This is a genomic window from uncultured Dokdonia sp., assembly GCF_947496725.1.
Taxonomy (GTDB): Bacteria; Bacteroidota; Bacteroidia; order Flavobacteriales; family Flavobacteriaceae; genus Dokdonia.
In genome coordinates this window covers 63,766-76,824 of record NZ_CANMDS010000001.1, presented here as the reverse complement: position 1 = coordinate 76,824, position 13,059 = coordinate 63,766, and the positions used below count along the sequence as shown (strand labels likewise).

The window sequence follows — 13,059 nt, the reverse complement described above, 5'->3', positions numbered from 1 at the left end:
AATCATTTAAATGAAAAAAATCATTCTAGCTTTTGTATTATTTCCAGTATTACTAACAGCTCAAAAAGTTAAAGTAAAAAAAGATGATGTCTACATTGATAAAGTTCTTGTAGGAACTATTGTCAAAACAAAGGATTCTTTAAAAAATAAACTTTTTACTTACTCTGATGTAGATGGAAACCCTCTAGTCATCTATAAGTATGAAACCTTGCACTCACCAATAGAGGGAGAGGAAGAAGTTTATGCTTATAATGAAGTTACTATACCATCGCTTAACATAGTTGCTGGTCTAGATATAAAGAATGAATACTCTCAGACTAGAAAGAAAGTCGTTCCTTATTTTATAGAAAAAGGAATTCTCAATAAAGATGGCTCTCTTAATAAACAAGCTGCACAATCTTATTATGAAACTGTACCAGAAATTCCTCTTGAGATTACAGCGATGTATAATCAAGAACTTGAGGAAATGAACGATCTTGATTTTATAGAAGAAAGAGATATGACCGCTAAGCCATATCTAGTTTTTAAAAATAGCTCTAGAGAGACTATACCATATATTAATATGATTTCTAATAACAACTATATATTAGATACATATGATATTAAACAAGGTGATGTTGTTATAGGTAAAATGATCACTCGTTTTAAACAAGCACTCACTTCTCAACCAGGTCAAAAACCAGGTAAAACAGGAGATCCTATTGTTTTCTTCTATAATAATAAGGGCGGGAGAGTAGCAACAGCAGAGCTTGGTTTTACAGAGCTAAGAGTACATAGATATAAGTGGAAACTAGGTAGAATAAAACATACGTGGCTCAAAGAAGAAAATAAATCAAAATTATATAAGGAAATCGCTGGCTATCTTGTAGATAAGAAAGCCCTCTAAGATTCTATATAGTTTAATCTTGAAAAAAAAGCATCAATTATTATTGATGCTTTTTTTTGGATTAGAATGTGTGTTCTTTAAAAAGGATTTTCTCAATATTCAGCATCTTGTTTTTTAATATAATCTAGCGTTTGCTTAATCCAATCTTCATTATAATCTAGTACAATGTCTGGTTGTATCCCTACATATTCATAATCTATATATTTATGAAAGTTCATATCTGTGGGGTAAATGGCAAATAGACCAGAGGGGCTTTCTAAGAGCTTACCATAATTAGATCCATAAGCTATCGCACCATAGGTGCGCATACCTAAGTGAGTTGTGTTTTTTAAACTCTTTAATTTGAGGGTAAATTGCTCGCTATTACTGGCAGACCAGAAGTTGGTAATGACATAGACATTTGCTTTACTCTTTTTAAGTATTTTATAAAATGGATCAGAATATTTTGAGTTACCACCTCCATTGTTGCGTAAATCTATAATTATGTTTTGAGCCGTAATTTTTGATTTATGTGAGTTGTAAAATGAAGTAAAAGCTGCTACATTTTCTTCACTATTAGAAAACGAGCCCATATATAGGTACTGTGTATTAGGTGAGATTTGTTTAAAATACCAATTTCCGCTTTCTTTGCTCACCGCCGCATATGGACTTGTATTTTCTTTTTTGAGATGCCATAGTGTACCATTGTGTAAGTATAAAGCCCTTATAAATCTCAGTGTTCCTCCCGGTATATCACTAGTCATAACATCATACATAACCTCTCCAATGGGAATAATTGTGTAAGCAATTTGACCAGGTATCCATAAAGGCGATTGTGAGGCGAGTACCACACCGCTATAAAGGTTTCCATTCTTTACAACACCTATGGTAAATACACCTTCCTTCTGGTAAACGCCTTCTACACTTCTGTACGGTACTTTTTTAAGCTCCTTTTCAAGAGAAGTGAGCGATTCATCATACTTAGGATGATTTGCAAACGATTTACTCTTACGGTATTGGTTTATATCTTTATCTGTTAGTAAGGTGCTAGCAAGTATACTCGGTTTTATATGTTTGATATGTGCGTGTTTATCCTTTACTTGAGAGAGTAATATATTAAGAGTTCTATAGCACTCTGCAATAGGCATACTCGTTGTTAGTTCTTTACTTAATTCGTTTAAAGTTTGCTCATAGGCTTCTTTGAGGTCTCCTTTCATTTGCTTTTTAAAAGAAGTCATTTCTGTAATGTGAGAATCTATAAAAACAAGCTCATCTTTACAATTACAGGTTTGTTGTGATTGCGCTTTCGCGAAAGCAAAAAAGACAAAGAATAATAAAAGAAAGTAGGAAATTGAGATTTTCATAACGCATTATTTAAAGAAGTTGAACAATTATTTGATGCAACAAATCTAAACTTGAATATGTTTAAATCTCTTTATATAATAGGTCTTGGGGCGAAATACCCTTAGTTTGTGGCGAAACTAAACGCCTCTTTTACCTGTGAGATATAGGTTTTTGAAACTGGAACAAAAATATCGTGTGTAAGTATAACTCCTAGCTTGTTATTTTGTGTTTTTAGAGAGGTGAAGTGGGCTCTGTTTATGAGATATGATCTATGTGTGCGTAGTAGTTGCGTATGTTCTTTTTCTAGTCGTGATAACCTAGCACGTACCAGTTGTTTTTTTAAAACACCTTGGCTTTGATAATGGACTTCCACATAATTATCTGATGCTTCTAGTAAGATCAAATCAGACTCTAGAAGTCTTATACCCTCATAATTACCATCACCAGATATAAAAAGTTTAGAATTTTCTACCTTCTTACTTGCATACTTACCTAAGGCATATCTAGCGATAGCTACTATAGGAAATATGACTAGTACGGCTGGTAAAAATATTGAGGTAAAGTAATAGCCTAGAGAGTATGGGTTAGGCTCATTAAAAACCACAACATATAGGTAAAAGCACCGCATCACGATAAATGTAATCGTTATAAACATTGAGAAAAACAGCAGCTCGCTTAATAGTGTCCATTGTTTATTTTTATGCCTGTAGAGACGCTTTTGCATAGGATAAATACCTAGATAACATATCGCGGCAAGCATACCATATAGCGGGAGATAAATGAGTTTTTCGCTTGTTTTAAATTGATTTACATCAAGCGGTTCTGTGAGAAAGAGAAATGCAAATACCCAAATAGCCAGCCCTAGTGCAGTAAATAGATAGCTACTAAATTTTTGGTCAAATGGATATTTTTGCAAGACTTTAATTTTGCTTCAATTTATGAAGTACATCATTACCAGTCAAGTGTCCTGTAAATTTTACCACCATACTACAAAGGCTTTATCAACTGTGGAGTCATCTTTTTGTATCCATACAAGCGGTGCTCTCTTGAGTGTATGTTTTTCTTTTATAATAACTAGTGCCTCTTTGTGATTGAGCCAGTTTACTTCAGTATGTGGCTTGTGCAACCATTCTGGCTTGGTCGTTATATAGTATCTATAATCTAGAAAGCGTGCGGTGCAAAAGCTATCTAGTTGTATCCAGTAACCTATTATGGCGCGAGGATCTATTTCCTCTGGGAGTATTACGTTTTTATTAAATGGCGTAAAAAGTTGACCCATAAAAAGTGTGCGTTGTTCTAGTTGTTGTGGGTTAACATTTATAGACTGTAGTGCCTCAAGTCCTTCTGCAGAGTAGGCAAGAGGTAGTTGCCTATCTCTTGTTTTTTGCATTTTTAGGTAGAAGTGATCTTTTCGGTTGGGTCCCATAAGTTGGTGTATGGGGCTAGTAACTGCAGTGTCTATAATGTAGAATTTATAGGTAAGCTCAATGTGTATTTTTACGCTTTCGCGAAAGCGGTCTTCTACCACAAAATCAAGTTCACCTAGTGTTATTTTTTTTCTTTTAATCTGGATGTTGTGAGCCAGCACGGTATATCTTTCAGAATGATCTAGTAGTTGTTTGAAGATATATTCTACCTGGTGGCCTAATCTTAAATGAGGTGGTATAGTAGTAGCAATGAATGTCGATAGGTCTATAGGTGGTATTTCAAATTGAGTAAGGGAGAATTGCGTGCCCGTCCATAGTGGTGGTGTATTGAGAAAACCTTCAATTTGTTTCATAGTCTAAAAGTAGTCATTGTAATGCTACATAAAAAAAGCTACTCTGTATATAAAGTAGCCTTTTGAACGTTACATTTTTTTACTTAGTTGAGCCATCCTTTTGACGCACAATATTTACTCCACCAGTATTCAAAAATAGCGAGGAGTATTATAATAAGAGGGAATATAAGGCCAGCTCCCACACCAAAGAGTTCCATCGCATTTGCAAAACCTATATTATATACCGTATGTATAATAATTGCAATAAGTGATATTGCATAAACGCGCACAGCACCTATTTTTCTAGCTAGTAACAATATGGCAGCAAGGAGACCACCTAAGGTTGAGATACCATATAGTATCTTAGACCATAATGGCGTTGCGTTTATAGCAGCCATTTGCTCTTCATTATAAGCGCTTGCAATCATATCTGTAAAGAAGTTGTCTACTATAAAGGCACTAGCACCCATTAAATTCCAGAGGAGGAGCACAATACCAATAATCCAGAAAAGTGTAGAAGGTTTTTGTGTAGTCGTCATAATAATTGGTTTAAGTTATTTGAGTTTTAATTTACAATTATTTTTTAATTATCAATCTAAAATTAAAATGAGGCAACTATTTTTGAAAGATGTTTGATAAGCGATACTACTATCTTTTAAAGATTCAATACTTAGGTTTTAGATACCACGGCTGGCAGAAGCAGCCAGATGTTCTCACTGTAGAGCGTATGATGGAGCGTACCTTTGCCTATGTGCTAGATCGCAAAAATTTTAAACTATTAGCTTCTGGCAGAACAGATGCAAAGGTCTCTGCAAATGTGGCTTATGTTGAGTTGTTTTTAAATGATAGCCCACTACCAGAAGAAGGTTTTCTTACGTTACTTAATGATAACTTACCGCAAGACATACGCTGTCTTGAAATTACTCAGGTAGATAAAAAATTTAATGTGATGGATGCTCCCATCGCAAAGGAATATGTGTATCTCTTTTCTTATGGAGAAAAGAATCATCCATTTGCCGCACCTTATATGATTAATATAGCGGGTGAGCTCGATCTAGAACTTATGAAAGAGGCTGCAAGTCTTTTTGAGGGTGAGCACGATTTTAGATCGTATGCTTATAAGCCTAATCCTCAGACTAAAACTATTGGTCACGTCCTATCATCTACAATTGAGATTAATGATCTGTATACCGCTAGCTTCTTTCCGGAGGAGAGTTATGCTTTTCGCGTAAGCGGTAAAGGTTTTAAACGCCACCAGATACGTCTTATGATGGGTGCTCTTTTTGATCTAGGACAAGGCAATATTGATCTTGAGTTTTTTAAAAAGACACTAGATGCTAGTAATGATATTAAGCTCACACGCATTGCACAGGCGAGCGGTTTATTGTTGCAGGACGTCCAGATTTAACATTCTTAACAGCTTTACGAGTCATTTAATAAAGGTTTAACCCTGAGCCAGTTTATCTTATCATCTCTTTAACGGCGAGGGTAAGAGCCTCCCAGTATCTTTGTTTCATAATTAATTGTTTAACTAAAAAGAAGAAAGATTATGACAAAGAGAGTAGCAATATTAGCAACAGACGGATTTGAAGAGAGTGAATTAAAATCACCACTTGAGGCGATGAAAAATGAAGGCTTCACCGTAGATATAATAAGTGAAAAAACAGGAACAATAAAAGGATGGGCAGACGGTAACTGGTCTGGTGAGTATGATGTAACAGACACAGTAGATAACGTAAGTGCAAAAGATTATAATGCACTAATGCTACCTGGAGGAGTTATTAACCCAGATAAATTAAGACGTAATGATGACGCGCTTATATTTATTAGAGACTTTTTTAAGCAAAGCAAACCAGTAGCAGCAATATGCCACGCACCGCAATTACTCATCGAGGCAGATGTAGTAAATGGGAGAACAATGACATCGTTTAACAGTATTAAGACCGACCTTAAAAATGCGGGAGCATTATGGGTAGATAAAGAAGTAGTAGTAGATGAGGCGCTCGTAACAAGTCGTAACCCTGGAGATCTAGAAGCTTTTAATGCTAAGCTCATTGAAGAAGTAAATGAAGGAAAGCACGAATTACAACACGCGTAATTCAAGTTTGATTTGATTGATGATTGAAATAGCCACCACATTTTGTGGTGGCTATTTTTATTTATATAAGTAACTTAGACAACCTAAAGACATTATATGATTACAGCTGTACCTAGGGCTTCCCTCGCATTTCTTAAAGATCTTAAAAAGAATAATACACGTGAGTGGATGGCAGACCACAAATCTAGATATCAAGATAGTGAGAAGGTTTTGAAAGACCTCTATGCTACTATTAAAGCGGGACTTAATGAAACCGATGAAATAGAGAAACTCAAAATCTTTCGTATCAATCGTGATATACGATTTAGTAAGGACAAGACGCCTTATAATGTGCATAGGTCTGCAAGTTTTAGTAGGGCAGGAGCGCACAGGCGTGGCGGTTATTATCTTCGTATTGAACCGGGAGACAAATCTGTTATAGCCGGTGGTTTCTTTAATCCAGAAACTGCAGATTTAAAGCGCATACGCACAGAATTTCATCTTGATGCTAGTGAGATAAGGGATATACTTAATGATTCCGCTTTCGCGAAAGCGTTTCCTAATGGATTTGAAACCACAAATGCTGTAAAAACTGCCCCACGAGATTTTGATAAGAATGATCCAAACATTGACCTTATAAAACTCAAAAGCTTTGTGGTGCGCAGGGAGTATACAGATAGGGAAGTAATGCAAAGTGATTTTAGTGAGACGGTTGTATCTCATTATAAACTATTACGACCATACTTTGATTATATGAGTGACGTGCTCACAACAGATCTCAATGGCGAGTCCATATTATAAATTACTTCTTTTTCCTTTTATCCCTCACACGTTTTCTGTTTACAAAGTACACTACAATAAGTAGTATGGGTAACACAATAAAGATAATGAGCTCTAGAGGTGATGAGGGGTCTATAGGGCTATTATTTTGCGGTTTTGGTATGTCTGTAGGTATTTGCATTAACTAGCTTTAATAAGTACTTCATTTGGGTTATCAAAGAGTTGCACTTGGCTTATGAGGCGTTCTCTTAAGAGATTTGCCATTCTTTTATTAAGAGCAGATGAGTTTTGTATATAGATGAGATACTCCTCTACAGTAAACTGGCCTATTATCATTCCCTTAAGGCTGTTACGGAATTTCATATCCTTATTAACTGCGTTTTCGATATAAGTAAGACGTTTTTCGAGAGATAGGTTGTAGAACACATTTTTTCTTTTTGTGATATAGTTTCTAAACATCTCAATAAGAAGAGGGTTTTGCAGTTTTACAACGGGTCTTAGTGTTGTGTTTTGAAATCGCTCCTCATCACTCATTTGATCGTTAATACGTGCTTTTGGAATTTCTGGACGTATTCTCTTAATATCATTAGGTCTATCATTCATAACTCCTGTGTTTTCTTTAAAGTTAGGTAAACGTTTTGCGCTTTCGCGAAAGCGTACCTAATACTTCTCAACACCTTATTAACGAGCAAAGCCCCCGAAAAAATCGGAGGCTTTGCAATTAACACTTAAAGTAATCTATAATTGATTAGTTAAGTTTAAAAGTTACTCTTCTTACTAACTGACGAGCAGGAGCAGAGTTTTTATCTACAGAAGCATCTTCACCGTTTCCAGTAGCTGTAAGACGGCTAGCAGAGATTCCTGCTGCTACCATAATGTCTTTTACTTTTTGAGCTCTTCTCTCAGAAAGACGTTGATTAGTAGATGGGTTTCCAATCTCATCTGCATAGCCTACTAGTTGAGCAGATGCACCAGAGTTCTCAGTCATATACTTAATAAGGTAGTTGATAGACTCAAGGCTGTAAGTTTCAGGCTTAGTGCTATTAAACTGGAAGTATACGTTTACGTATCCATCTTCGATTAATTTTTTGATTACGTCATCTCCTGAAGCGATAGCTGGAGTAGAAGTAGGGATATCACCCTTCTTAGCATAACGATTATCTAGTGTAGACTCTAATTCGTCTGGCACTCCGTTTTTGTTTTTATCTACTGCAACACCTTTAGTATTTACTGCTACACCAGAAATTGTGTTAGGCTCACGATCTAAGTAATCTGCAACACCATCTTGATCTGTATCTATAAGATCAGTCTCCACTTTAGCTAGACGGTTCTGTAAGTCTGCGATTTGCTCCTCAGCAACGTTTTTACTTGAGTACCAGTCTGCGTGCTTCTCAGCTTTTCCTAAGTATATGTTTATACCTGCTGTTGCGTTTACATAAAAACCATCAAAACCTCTTGTTCCACCAGCTTGGCGTCCATCAAAAGTTAAATCCTGGCGTACATTACCTACTGCAGTAAGATCTGCTACTAAAGAAATTCTATTAGATATTCTTACTTGTGGAGTTACACCCACCATAAAGCTAAGCATCTGATCTGCCTCTCCAAAATCTCTCTCAACAGCAGGAGCATCTGTAGTTAATGCAGAATATCCCATACCACCGTGCACAAGTACGTTAAAAGTGTTAGTCCACTCTCTAAAACCAAGAATGTTACCAGCGTTAATTACTCCTTCTAAAGAGAAGTTGTAAAGTGCAGTGTTAAATTCACTCGCATTGTCGTTATTTTCAAAACTATTGTAAGCAATACCTCCTTTAAGACCTACTTTCTCGTTAAACATATAGCGTGCGCCACCTGTTACGGTATAAAGTGATGGAGTGTTTGAGTACGATCCAGAAAATGGACGTACTGGCTTGTTAACCCCTCCTGTAAGTTCTACAGACCACTTGTTAAAGTCAGTAGACATAGTCTCAGTACTTTCTTGTGCATTTGTTGCTAATTGCATTCCTACTAATGCGATTATAGCAAGTGTAATCTTTTTCATAAATGTTATTGTTAGTTCAAATTCAGCCGCAAAATTAATCTTAAAAACTGCTTAAACAAGGTTATTCGCATTTATTAACTCAGATTTACCATATTCTTAACACGTAGATAATTGGCTAAAATACCGTCATAAATTTGTACTAGTATTTACAAATATGACACATAATTTCACATATTATAAAGAATAGTTAAAATACCGAGGGAACACGCGTTAATTATTATTAATAAACCGCTCCATTTAGTGCTATAAAAATACTTTTATAAAAAAAGAATATGAAAAAGGAAACTACAACAGAGTATATGATTAATCCACTTATAGAGAATAGATGGAGTCCAAGAGTTTTTGGAACAGAAGCCATTTCTGAAGAACAGCTAAGAGTACTATTTGAAGCGGGAAGGTGGGCACCAAGTTCTAATAATCACCAGCCCTGGGTTATCATATGGGGTGTTAAAGGGACAGACGCTTATGACCGTATATTTTCTTGTCTTGATGAGTTTAACCAGTCGTGGGCAAGTAATGCACAAGCTATTATATTAGGAGGTTATAAAAAGACTACTCCAGATGGTAAAGATAATTTTCACGCCTTACACGACTTGGGATTATTTATGGGTAATGTCTCGCTTCAAGCACAGCAATTAGGCATAGCTCTGCACCAGATGGCAGGAGTAAATTATAAGAAAGCAATGCAAGAGTTTTCTTTGCCAGATAATTATCATATTGCTACAGCAACGGCTATAGGTTATTATGGAGGTGACTTAGATAAACTATCTGATGACCTTCAAAAAGAAGAGACAAAATTAAGATCAAGAAAATCTCAACATTCTTTTACTTTTAATGGAGATTTTAATGGGGAACTTTTTGAGAAATAGTTTTAAGCTATTGTAACAAAAAGGAGCCACTTTATTAAAGTGGCTCCTTTTTTTATGAGATGAAATTTACATTTTATACTTGTTGTTCATCATCAGTATTAGATGTTATTTCTGGCTCATCACCTACAGGGTGCTTTTCTAACCCAGCCGAATCTACCCCTATAAATCGCAATGCTTCAGAAGGGGTTTCTATCTGGATAGCCTTAGTACCTTTTATAAGTATAGGCTTCTGTATAGCGTTACTATTATTCTGTATAAAGTGAATCCAATCATCATCACTTAAAGTAGCATCTTTTGCAAAATTATCTACATCTGGATGATTTTTTGATATAAGTTCGTCTATACTTGCTCCAAGCATATCTGCCACCTCACTCCACTGCGTGCCTGTAAGTCCAGCTTCTGATATGTTAATCAGATTTACTTTAGCTTCGCTGCTTTTTGCATAGCCTATTACTTGTTTTCCTATACTTGACTCTTGTGAGTAAATCACAATGAGCTCGTTATTATCTATTGCTAGTGTCATATCGGTTGGCATACTTTTGATTTTTAATGATGTTCTTGCATTTTTTCTTTCTTTTTTCTCAACTGTACTTCTACTTCTTTAATAGCTTGTTTTAAAGAAGGGTAAAAGTCGTCAGAGCTATGTTCGGCAAATAATCTTGGGCCAGGCATACTTATGCGCACACCAGAGATTTTTCCTGTCTCATCACTTGACGTATTTTCTAGTTTAAAAAATACATCTGCTCTGTGTATAAATTGATATTTATCTGCAAGTTTTTCTAATTGCGCTTTCGCGAAAGCTTCTAACTCTGCACTTGCAGTTACGTCGTGATATTCAAATATTATTTCCATAGTTATCTGTTTTAATTTAATTAGTATTCTTATTAAAGCTAAGTGGAAATTCTTTTACTCCACCATATAGCTTAATTTCTTGTATATCTGCAGGCATATAATACCCATTATCTTCTAATGCTTCTTTTACTTTGCGTACCACATTACCCTTTGTAATCATAGCTTGTTTTCTAAAGTCCTTAGTATCTACCCAAAAGAAAACTTTTAAGTTTACAGTGCTGGTAGCTAGCTCGTCTTCTATGACAAAATTTTCGTGTACATCATCATTTATTACATTTGGCTCATCTTCAAGAGCCCTTAGTACCGTTTCCTTTGCACCTTCTATATTATCTTCATAAGCGATACCTATTACAAAATCCCATCTGTAAAAACCATCTTCTGTATAATTTGTTACGGGCTCTGTGAGTACATCACTGTTTGGGATATAAACATCTTTACCGTCAAAAGTTTTGAGCTTTGTATACCTTAAATCAAGCGTCTTTACTTTTCCAATGTTAGACCCAACCATTACCGTATCATCTACATCAAAGGGCCTATTAAAAGCAAGTATGATACCTGCAATAAAGTTTTCTCCTATATCCTTAAATGCAAACCCTAGTACTACAGCACTTGCACCAGCAGCAGTAAGTATTCCAGTTGCTACACCACCTAGTCCGGCTGCTCTCAAGGCCAGCATTATAGTAATTACTATTACAAGATACTTAATAGCGGTGCCCAAAAATTTGCTCATTAAAGGGTCATCGGTTCTTTCAGAAATTCTCTTTCTTGCAAAACGACCTATCCAGCCCGCTATAAGAACTCCTATAACTATTATGAGGATTCCTGTTGTAATTTGCGGTAACTGCTCTATAAAATTATCTGCTGCATTTTTAAATGCTTCAGGTATCGTAGTGGTTTCAGTTTGTTGGGTTATATTCATAAATTTAGATGGTTTTCTAAAATTACGTCTCAGCTTTGCAAACTTTCTTAAAACAAAACCAATTCACATTTTGTTAAGACCTTTTACCTACTTACCGTTAAAATGCTCTTAACCATAATGCTCAACCCTTATGGGCTATGTAACTTTATAAAAAAATAGGCTATGAATATTACCTCAACAAACCCATATAATAACGAAGAAGTTGCAACAATTAAGGCTTTTAATCTAAATGAGATAGAAGATACACTTTCACTTGCGCAAGAGACTTTTTTACAATGGCGTACCACAAGCTTTACAGAACGAGCAGAAAATTTACATAATGTCGCACTAGAGCTAGAGAAAAATAAGGAGGAGTATGCAAAAACAATGACGCTTGAGATGGGTAAGCCTATATCTCAAGCCATCGCCGAGGTTGAAAAATGTGCTTGGGTATGTAGATACTATGCAGATAATGCTCCAGATCACCTCGCACCAAAAACAATAGAAACAGACGCTACAAAAAGTTATGTACGTTATGAGCCTATAGGAGTTGTGCTAGCCGTAATGCCTTGGAACTATCCTTTCTGGCAGGTTTTTAGATTCATAGCGCCTGCGCTTATGGCGGGTAATATAGGAGTACTTAAGCACGCAAGTAATGTGATGCAAAGCGCCCAGAATATCCAGAGAGTTTTTGAGCGAGCAGGTTTACCTAAAGGTGTTTTTCAAAATATGCCCGTGGGTAGTGACCGTATAGAAAATATTGTGCGTGATGCTCGTATAAAGGCAATCACTCTTACGGGGAGTAAACCGGCTGGTGCTGCCGTGGCTAGTACAGCAGCTAGTGAGATTAAGAAATCTGTACTTGAGTTAGGAGGCAGTAATGCCTTAGTGGTTTTTGATGATTGTGATTTTGAGCAAACAGTGACCACTTGTGTTCAGGCACGTTTTCAAAACACGGGGCAGAGCTGTATTGCTGGTAAAAGACTCTTGCTACACGATAAGGTATATGATAAATTTATGGACGCTTTCGCGAAAGCGGTAACACAACTAAAGTCTGGTAACCCTCTTGATAAAGATACCTACATAGGAGTAATGGCACGTGAAGACCTCGCTATAGAACTTGAAGAGCAACTCAAAGCTACGGTAGATGCTGGTGCCAAAGTGCTCGTAGGAGGTCATAGACAGAAAGCATATTTTGAGCCTACGATTGTTATCGGAGTAACGCCAGAGATGAGTATTTTTAAAGAAGAAACCTTTGGGCCTGTGATAGGAGTGACGCGCTTTACAAATGATCAGGAAGCTGTAGTTCTTGTAAACCAGTCAGATTTTGGGTTAGGAGTCTCAATTTTTACTCAAGATAAGGCGCGCATAGAGAAGCTTATACCACTTTTTGACGATGGTGCTGTATTTGTAAATGATATGGTTAAGAGTAATCCTAACTTACCTTTTGGTGGGACTAAGATTTCAGGTTATGGTAGGGAGCTATCGCTAGATGGTATACAAGAGTTTGTAAATAAAAAAACGGTTTATATAAAATAGGTATCCGCTTTCGCGAAAGCGTAAAAATAAAAAAT

16 protein-coding genes are annotated in these 13,059 nt (G+C 36.1%); 6 read left to right on the top strand and 10 right to left on the bottom strand.

Features of this window, described 5'->3' with window-relative positions; genetic code table 11:
- Positions 1 to 10 precede the first annotated feature (10 nt).
- Positions 11 to 886, top strand: a complete 876-nt coding sequence (locus Q0948_RS00350) for a hypothetical protein (RefSeq protein WP_298348645.1) — start codon at positions 11 to 13, stop codon at positions 884 to 886.
- 92 nt (positions 887 to 978) lie between these two features.
- On the opposite strand, the gene Q0948_RS00345 is transcribed toward Q0948_RS00350, so the two are convergent.
- The 4 genes from Q0948_RS00345 to Q0948_RS00330 form a co-directional block, all read right to left on the bottom strand.
- Entirely contained in the window at positions 979 to 2,229 is a 1,251-nt protein-coding gene (locus tag Q0948_RS00345) for a S41 family peptidase (protein ID WP_298348647.1), read from the bottom strand.
- Between the two features lie 101 nt (positions 2,230 to 2,330).
- On the bottom strand, positions 2,331 to 3,125 hold the full coding sequence (locus Q0948_RS00340) for a LytTR family DNA-binding domain-containing protein (protein WP_298348649.1): 795 nt from the start codon (positions 3,123 to 3,125) through the stop codon (positions 2,331 to 2,333).
- Positions 3,126 to 3,185: 60 nt separating this feature from the next.
- Entirely contained in the window at positions 3,186 to 3,989 is an 804-nt protein-coding gene (locus tag Q0948_RS00335) for a DUF1853 family protein (protein WP_298348651.1), read from the bottom strand.
- A gap of 83 nt (positions 3,990 to 4,072) precedes the next feature.
- On the bottom strand, positions 4,073 to 4,507 hold the full coding sequence (locus Q0948_RS00330; RefSeq protein ID WP_298348653.1) for a hypothetical protein: 435 nt from the start codon (positions 4,505 to 4,507) through the stop codon (positions 4,073 to 4,075).
- 89 nt (positions 4,508 to 4,596) lie between these two features.
- On the opposite strand from Q0948_RS00330, the gene Q0948_RS00325 reads away from it, so the two are divergent.
- The 3 genes from Q0948_RS00325 to Q0948_RS00315 all read left to right on the top strand — a co-directional run bounded on the left by Q0948_RS00325 (position 4,597) and on the right by Q0948_RS00315 (position 6,846).
- The gene (locus Q0948_RS00325; RefSeq protein ID WP_298348655.1) at positions 4,597 to 5,376 is read left to right on the top strand and encodes a tRNA pseudouridine(38-40) synthase TruA; all 780 of its coding nucleotides are present in this window, start codon (positions 4,597 to 4,599) and stop codon (positions 5,374 to 5,376) included.
- A 141-nt stretch (positions 5,377 to 5,517) separates the two neighbouring features.
- Positions 5,518 to 6,066 carry a type 1 glutamine amidotransferase domain-containing protein gene (locus tag Q0948_RS00320; protein ID WP_298348657.1) on the top strand — a complete coding sequence of 183 codons (549 nt, stop codon included), beginning with the start codon at positions 5,518 to 5,520 and terminating at the stop codon, positions 6,064 to 6,066.
- Between the two features lie 96 nt (positions 6,067 to 6,162).
- Entirely contained in the window at positions 6,163 to 6,846 is a 684-nt protein-coding gene (locus tag Q0948_RS00315; RefSeq protein WP_298348659.1) for a DUF2461 domain-containing protein, read from the top strand.
- Between the two features lies 1 nt (position 6,847).
- Here the strand turns inward: Q0948_RS00315 and Q0948_RS00310 are convergent, their stop codons facing one another.
- The 3 genes from Q0948_RS00310 to Q0948_RS00300 form a co-directional block, all read right to left on the bottom strand.
- Complete coding sequence (locus Q0948_RS00310; protein ID WP_298348661.1) at positions 6,848 to 7,006, bottom strand: adenylosuccinate synthetase; 159 nt, start codon at positions 7,004 to 7,006, stop codon at positions 6,848 to 6,850.
- On the bottom strand, positions 7,006 to 7,428 hold the full coding sequence (locus Q0948_RS00305; RefSeq protein ID WP_298348663.1) for a glyoxalase: 423 nt from the start codon (positions 7,426 to 7,428) through the stop codon (positions 7,006 to 7,008). Before Q0948_RS00305 ends, Q0948_RS00310 begins: the two co-directional genes overlap by 1 nt.
- 145 nt (positions 7,429 to 7,573) lie before the next feature.
- Positions 7,574 to 8,866, bottom strand: coding sequence for an OmpA family protein (locus Q0948_RS00300; RefSeq protein WP_298348665.1), 1,293 nt, complete (start codon positions 8,864 to 8,866; stop codon positions 7,574 to 7,576).
- 272 nt (positions 8,867 to 9,138) lie between these two features.
- Between Q0948_RS00300 and Q0948_RS00295 the strand changes: the two genes are divergently transcribed.
- Positions 9,139 to 9,735 carry a nitroreductase family protein gene (locus Q0948_RS00295; protein WP_298348667.1) on the top strand — a complete coding sequence of 199 codons (597 nt, stop codon included), beginning with the start codon at positions 9,139 to 9,141 and terminating at the stop codon, positions 9,733 to 9,735.
- Between the two features lie 73 nt (positions 9,736 to 9,808).
- Here the strand turns inward: Q0948_RS00295 and Q0948_RS00290 are convergent, their stop codons facing one another.
- The 3 genes from Q0948_RS00290 to Q0948_RS00280 are packed head-to-tail and all read right to left on the bottom strand — an operon-like array spanning position 9,809 to position 11,506.
- Entirely contained in the window at positions 9,809 to 10,270 is a 462-nt protein-coding gene (locus Q0948_RS00290) for a hypothetical protein (RefSeq protein ID WP_298348670.1), read from the bottom strand.
- Positions 10,271 to 10,281: 11 nt separating this feature from the next.
- Positions 10,282 to 10,587 (bottom strand): ribosome-associated translation inhibitor RaiA, encoded by a 306-nt coding sequence (raiA, locus tag Q0948_RS00285; protein ID WP_298348672.1) that lies wholly within the window; start codon positions 10,585 to 10,587, stop codon positions 10,282 to 10,284.
- Positions 10,588 to 10,603: 16 nt separating this feature from the next.
- Positions 10,604 to 11,506 carry a mechanosensitive ion channel family protein gene (locus Q0948_RS00280; RefSeq protein WP_298348674.1) on the bottom strand — a complete coding sequence of 301 codons (903 nt, stop codon included), beginning with the start codon at positions 11,504 to 11,506 and terminating at the stop codon, positions 10,604 to 10,606.
- Positions 11,507 to 11,668: 162 nt separating this feature from the next.
- Between Q0948_RS00280 and Q0948_RS00275 the strand changes: the two genes are divergently transcribed.
- A complete protein-coding gene (locus tag Q0948_RS00275; protein ID WP_298348676.1) occupies positions 11,669 to 13,024 on the top strand; it encodes an NAD-dependent succinate-semialdehyde dehydrogenase in 1,356 nt (451 codons plus the stop codon).
- The last annotated feature ends 35 nt before the right edge of the window (positions 13,025 to 13,059 follow it).

Coding starts and splice junctions, on each gene's coding strand:
- Q0948_RS00280 (WP_298348674.1), bottom strand. CDS start 11,506: ATGAATATAACCCAACAAACTGAAACCACTACGATACCTGAAGCATTT.
- Q0948_RS00295 (WP_298348667.1), top strand. CDS start 9,139: ATGAAAAAGGAAACTACAACAGAGTATATGATTAATCCACTTATAGAG.
- Q0948_RS00300 (WP_298348665.1), bottom strand. CDS start 8,866: ATGAAAAAGATTACACTTGCTATAATCGCATTAGTAGGAATGCAATTA.
- Q0948_RS00325 (WP_298348655.1), top strand. CDS start 4,597: ATGTTTGATAAGCGATACTACTATCTTTTAAAGATTCAATACTTAGGT.
- Q0948_RS00320 (WP_298348657.1), top strand. CDS start 5,518: ATGACAAAGAGAGTAGCAATATTAGCAACAGACGGATTTGAAGAGAGT.
- Q0948_RS00315 (WP_298348659.1), top strand. CDS start 6,163: ATGATTACAGCTGTACCTAGGGCTTCCCTCGCATTTCTTAAAGATCTT.
- raiA (WP_298348672.1), bottom strand. CDS start 10,587: ATGGAAATAATATTTGAATATCACGACGTAACTGCAAGTGCAGAGTTA.
- Q0948_RS00310 (WP_298348661.1), bottom strand. CDS start 7,006: ATGCAAATACCTACAGACATACCAAAACCGCAAAATAATAGCCCTATA.
- Q0948_RS00335 (WP_298348651.1), bottom strand. CDS start 3,989: ATGAAACAAATTGAAGGTTTTCTCAATACACCACCACTATGGACGGGC.
- Q0948_RS00345 (WP_298348647.1), bottom strand. CDS start 2,229: ATGAAAATCTCAATTTCCTACTTTCTTTTATTATTCTTTGTCTTTTTT.
- Q0948_RS00290 (WP_298348670.1), bottom strand. CDS start 10,270: ATGCCAACCGATATGACACTAGCAATAGATAATAACGAGCTCATTGTG.
- Q0948_RS00350 (WP_298348645.1), top strand. CDS start 11: ATGAAAAAAATCATTCTAGCTTTTGTATTATTTCCAGTATTACTAACA.
- Q0948_RS00275 (WP_298348676.1), top strand. CDS start 11,669: ATGAATATTACCTCAACAAACCCATATAATAACGAAGAAGTTGCAACA.
- Q0948_RS00330 (WP_298348653.1), bottom strand. CDS start 4,507: ATGACGACTACACAAAAACCTTCTACACTTTTCTGGATTATTGGTATT.
- Q0948_RS00305 (WP_298348663.1), bottom strand. CDS start 7,428: ATGAATGATAGACCTAATGATATTAAGAGAATACGTCCAGAAATTCCA.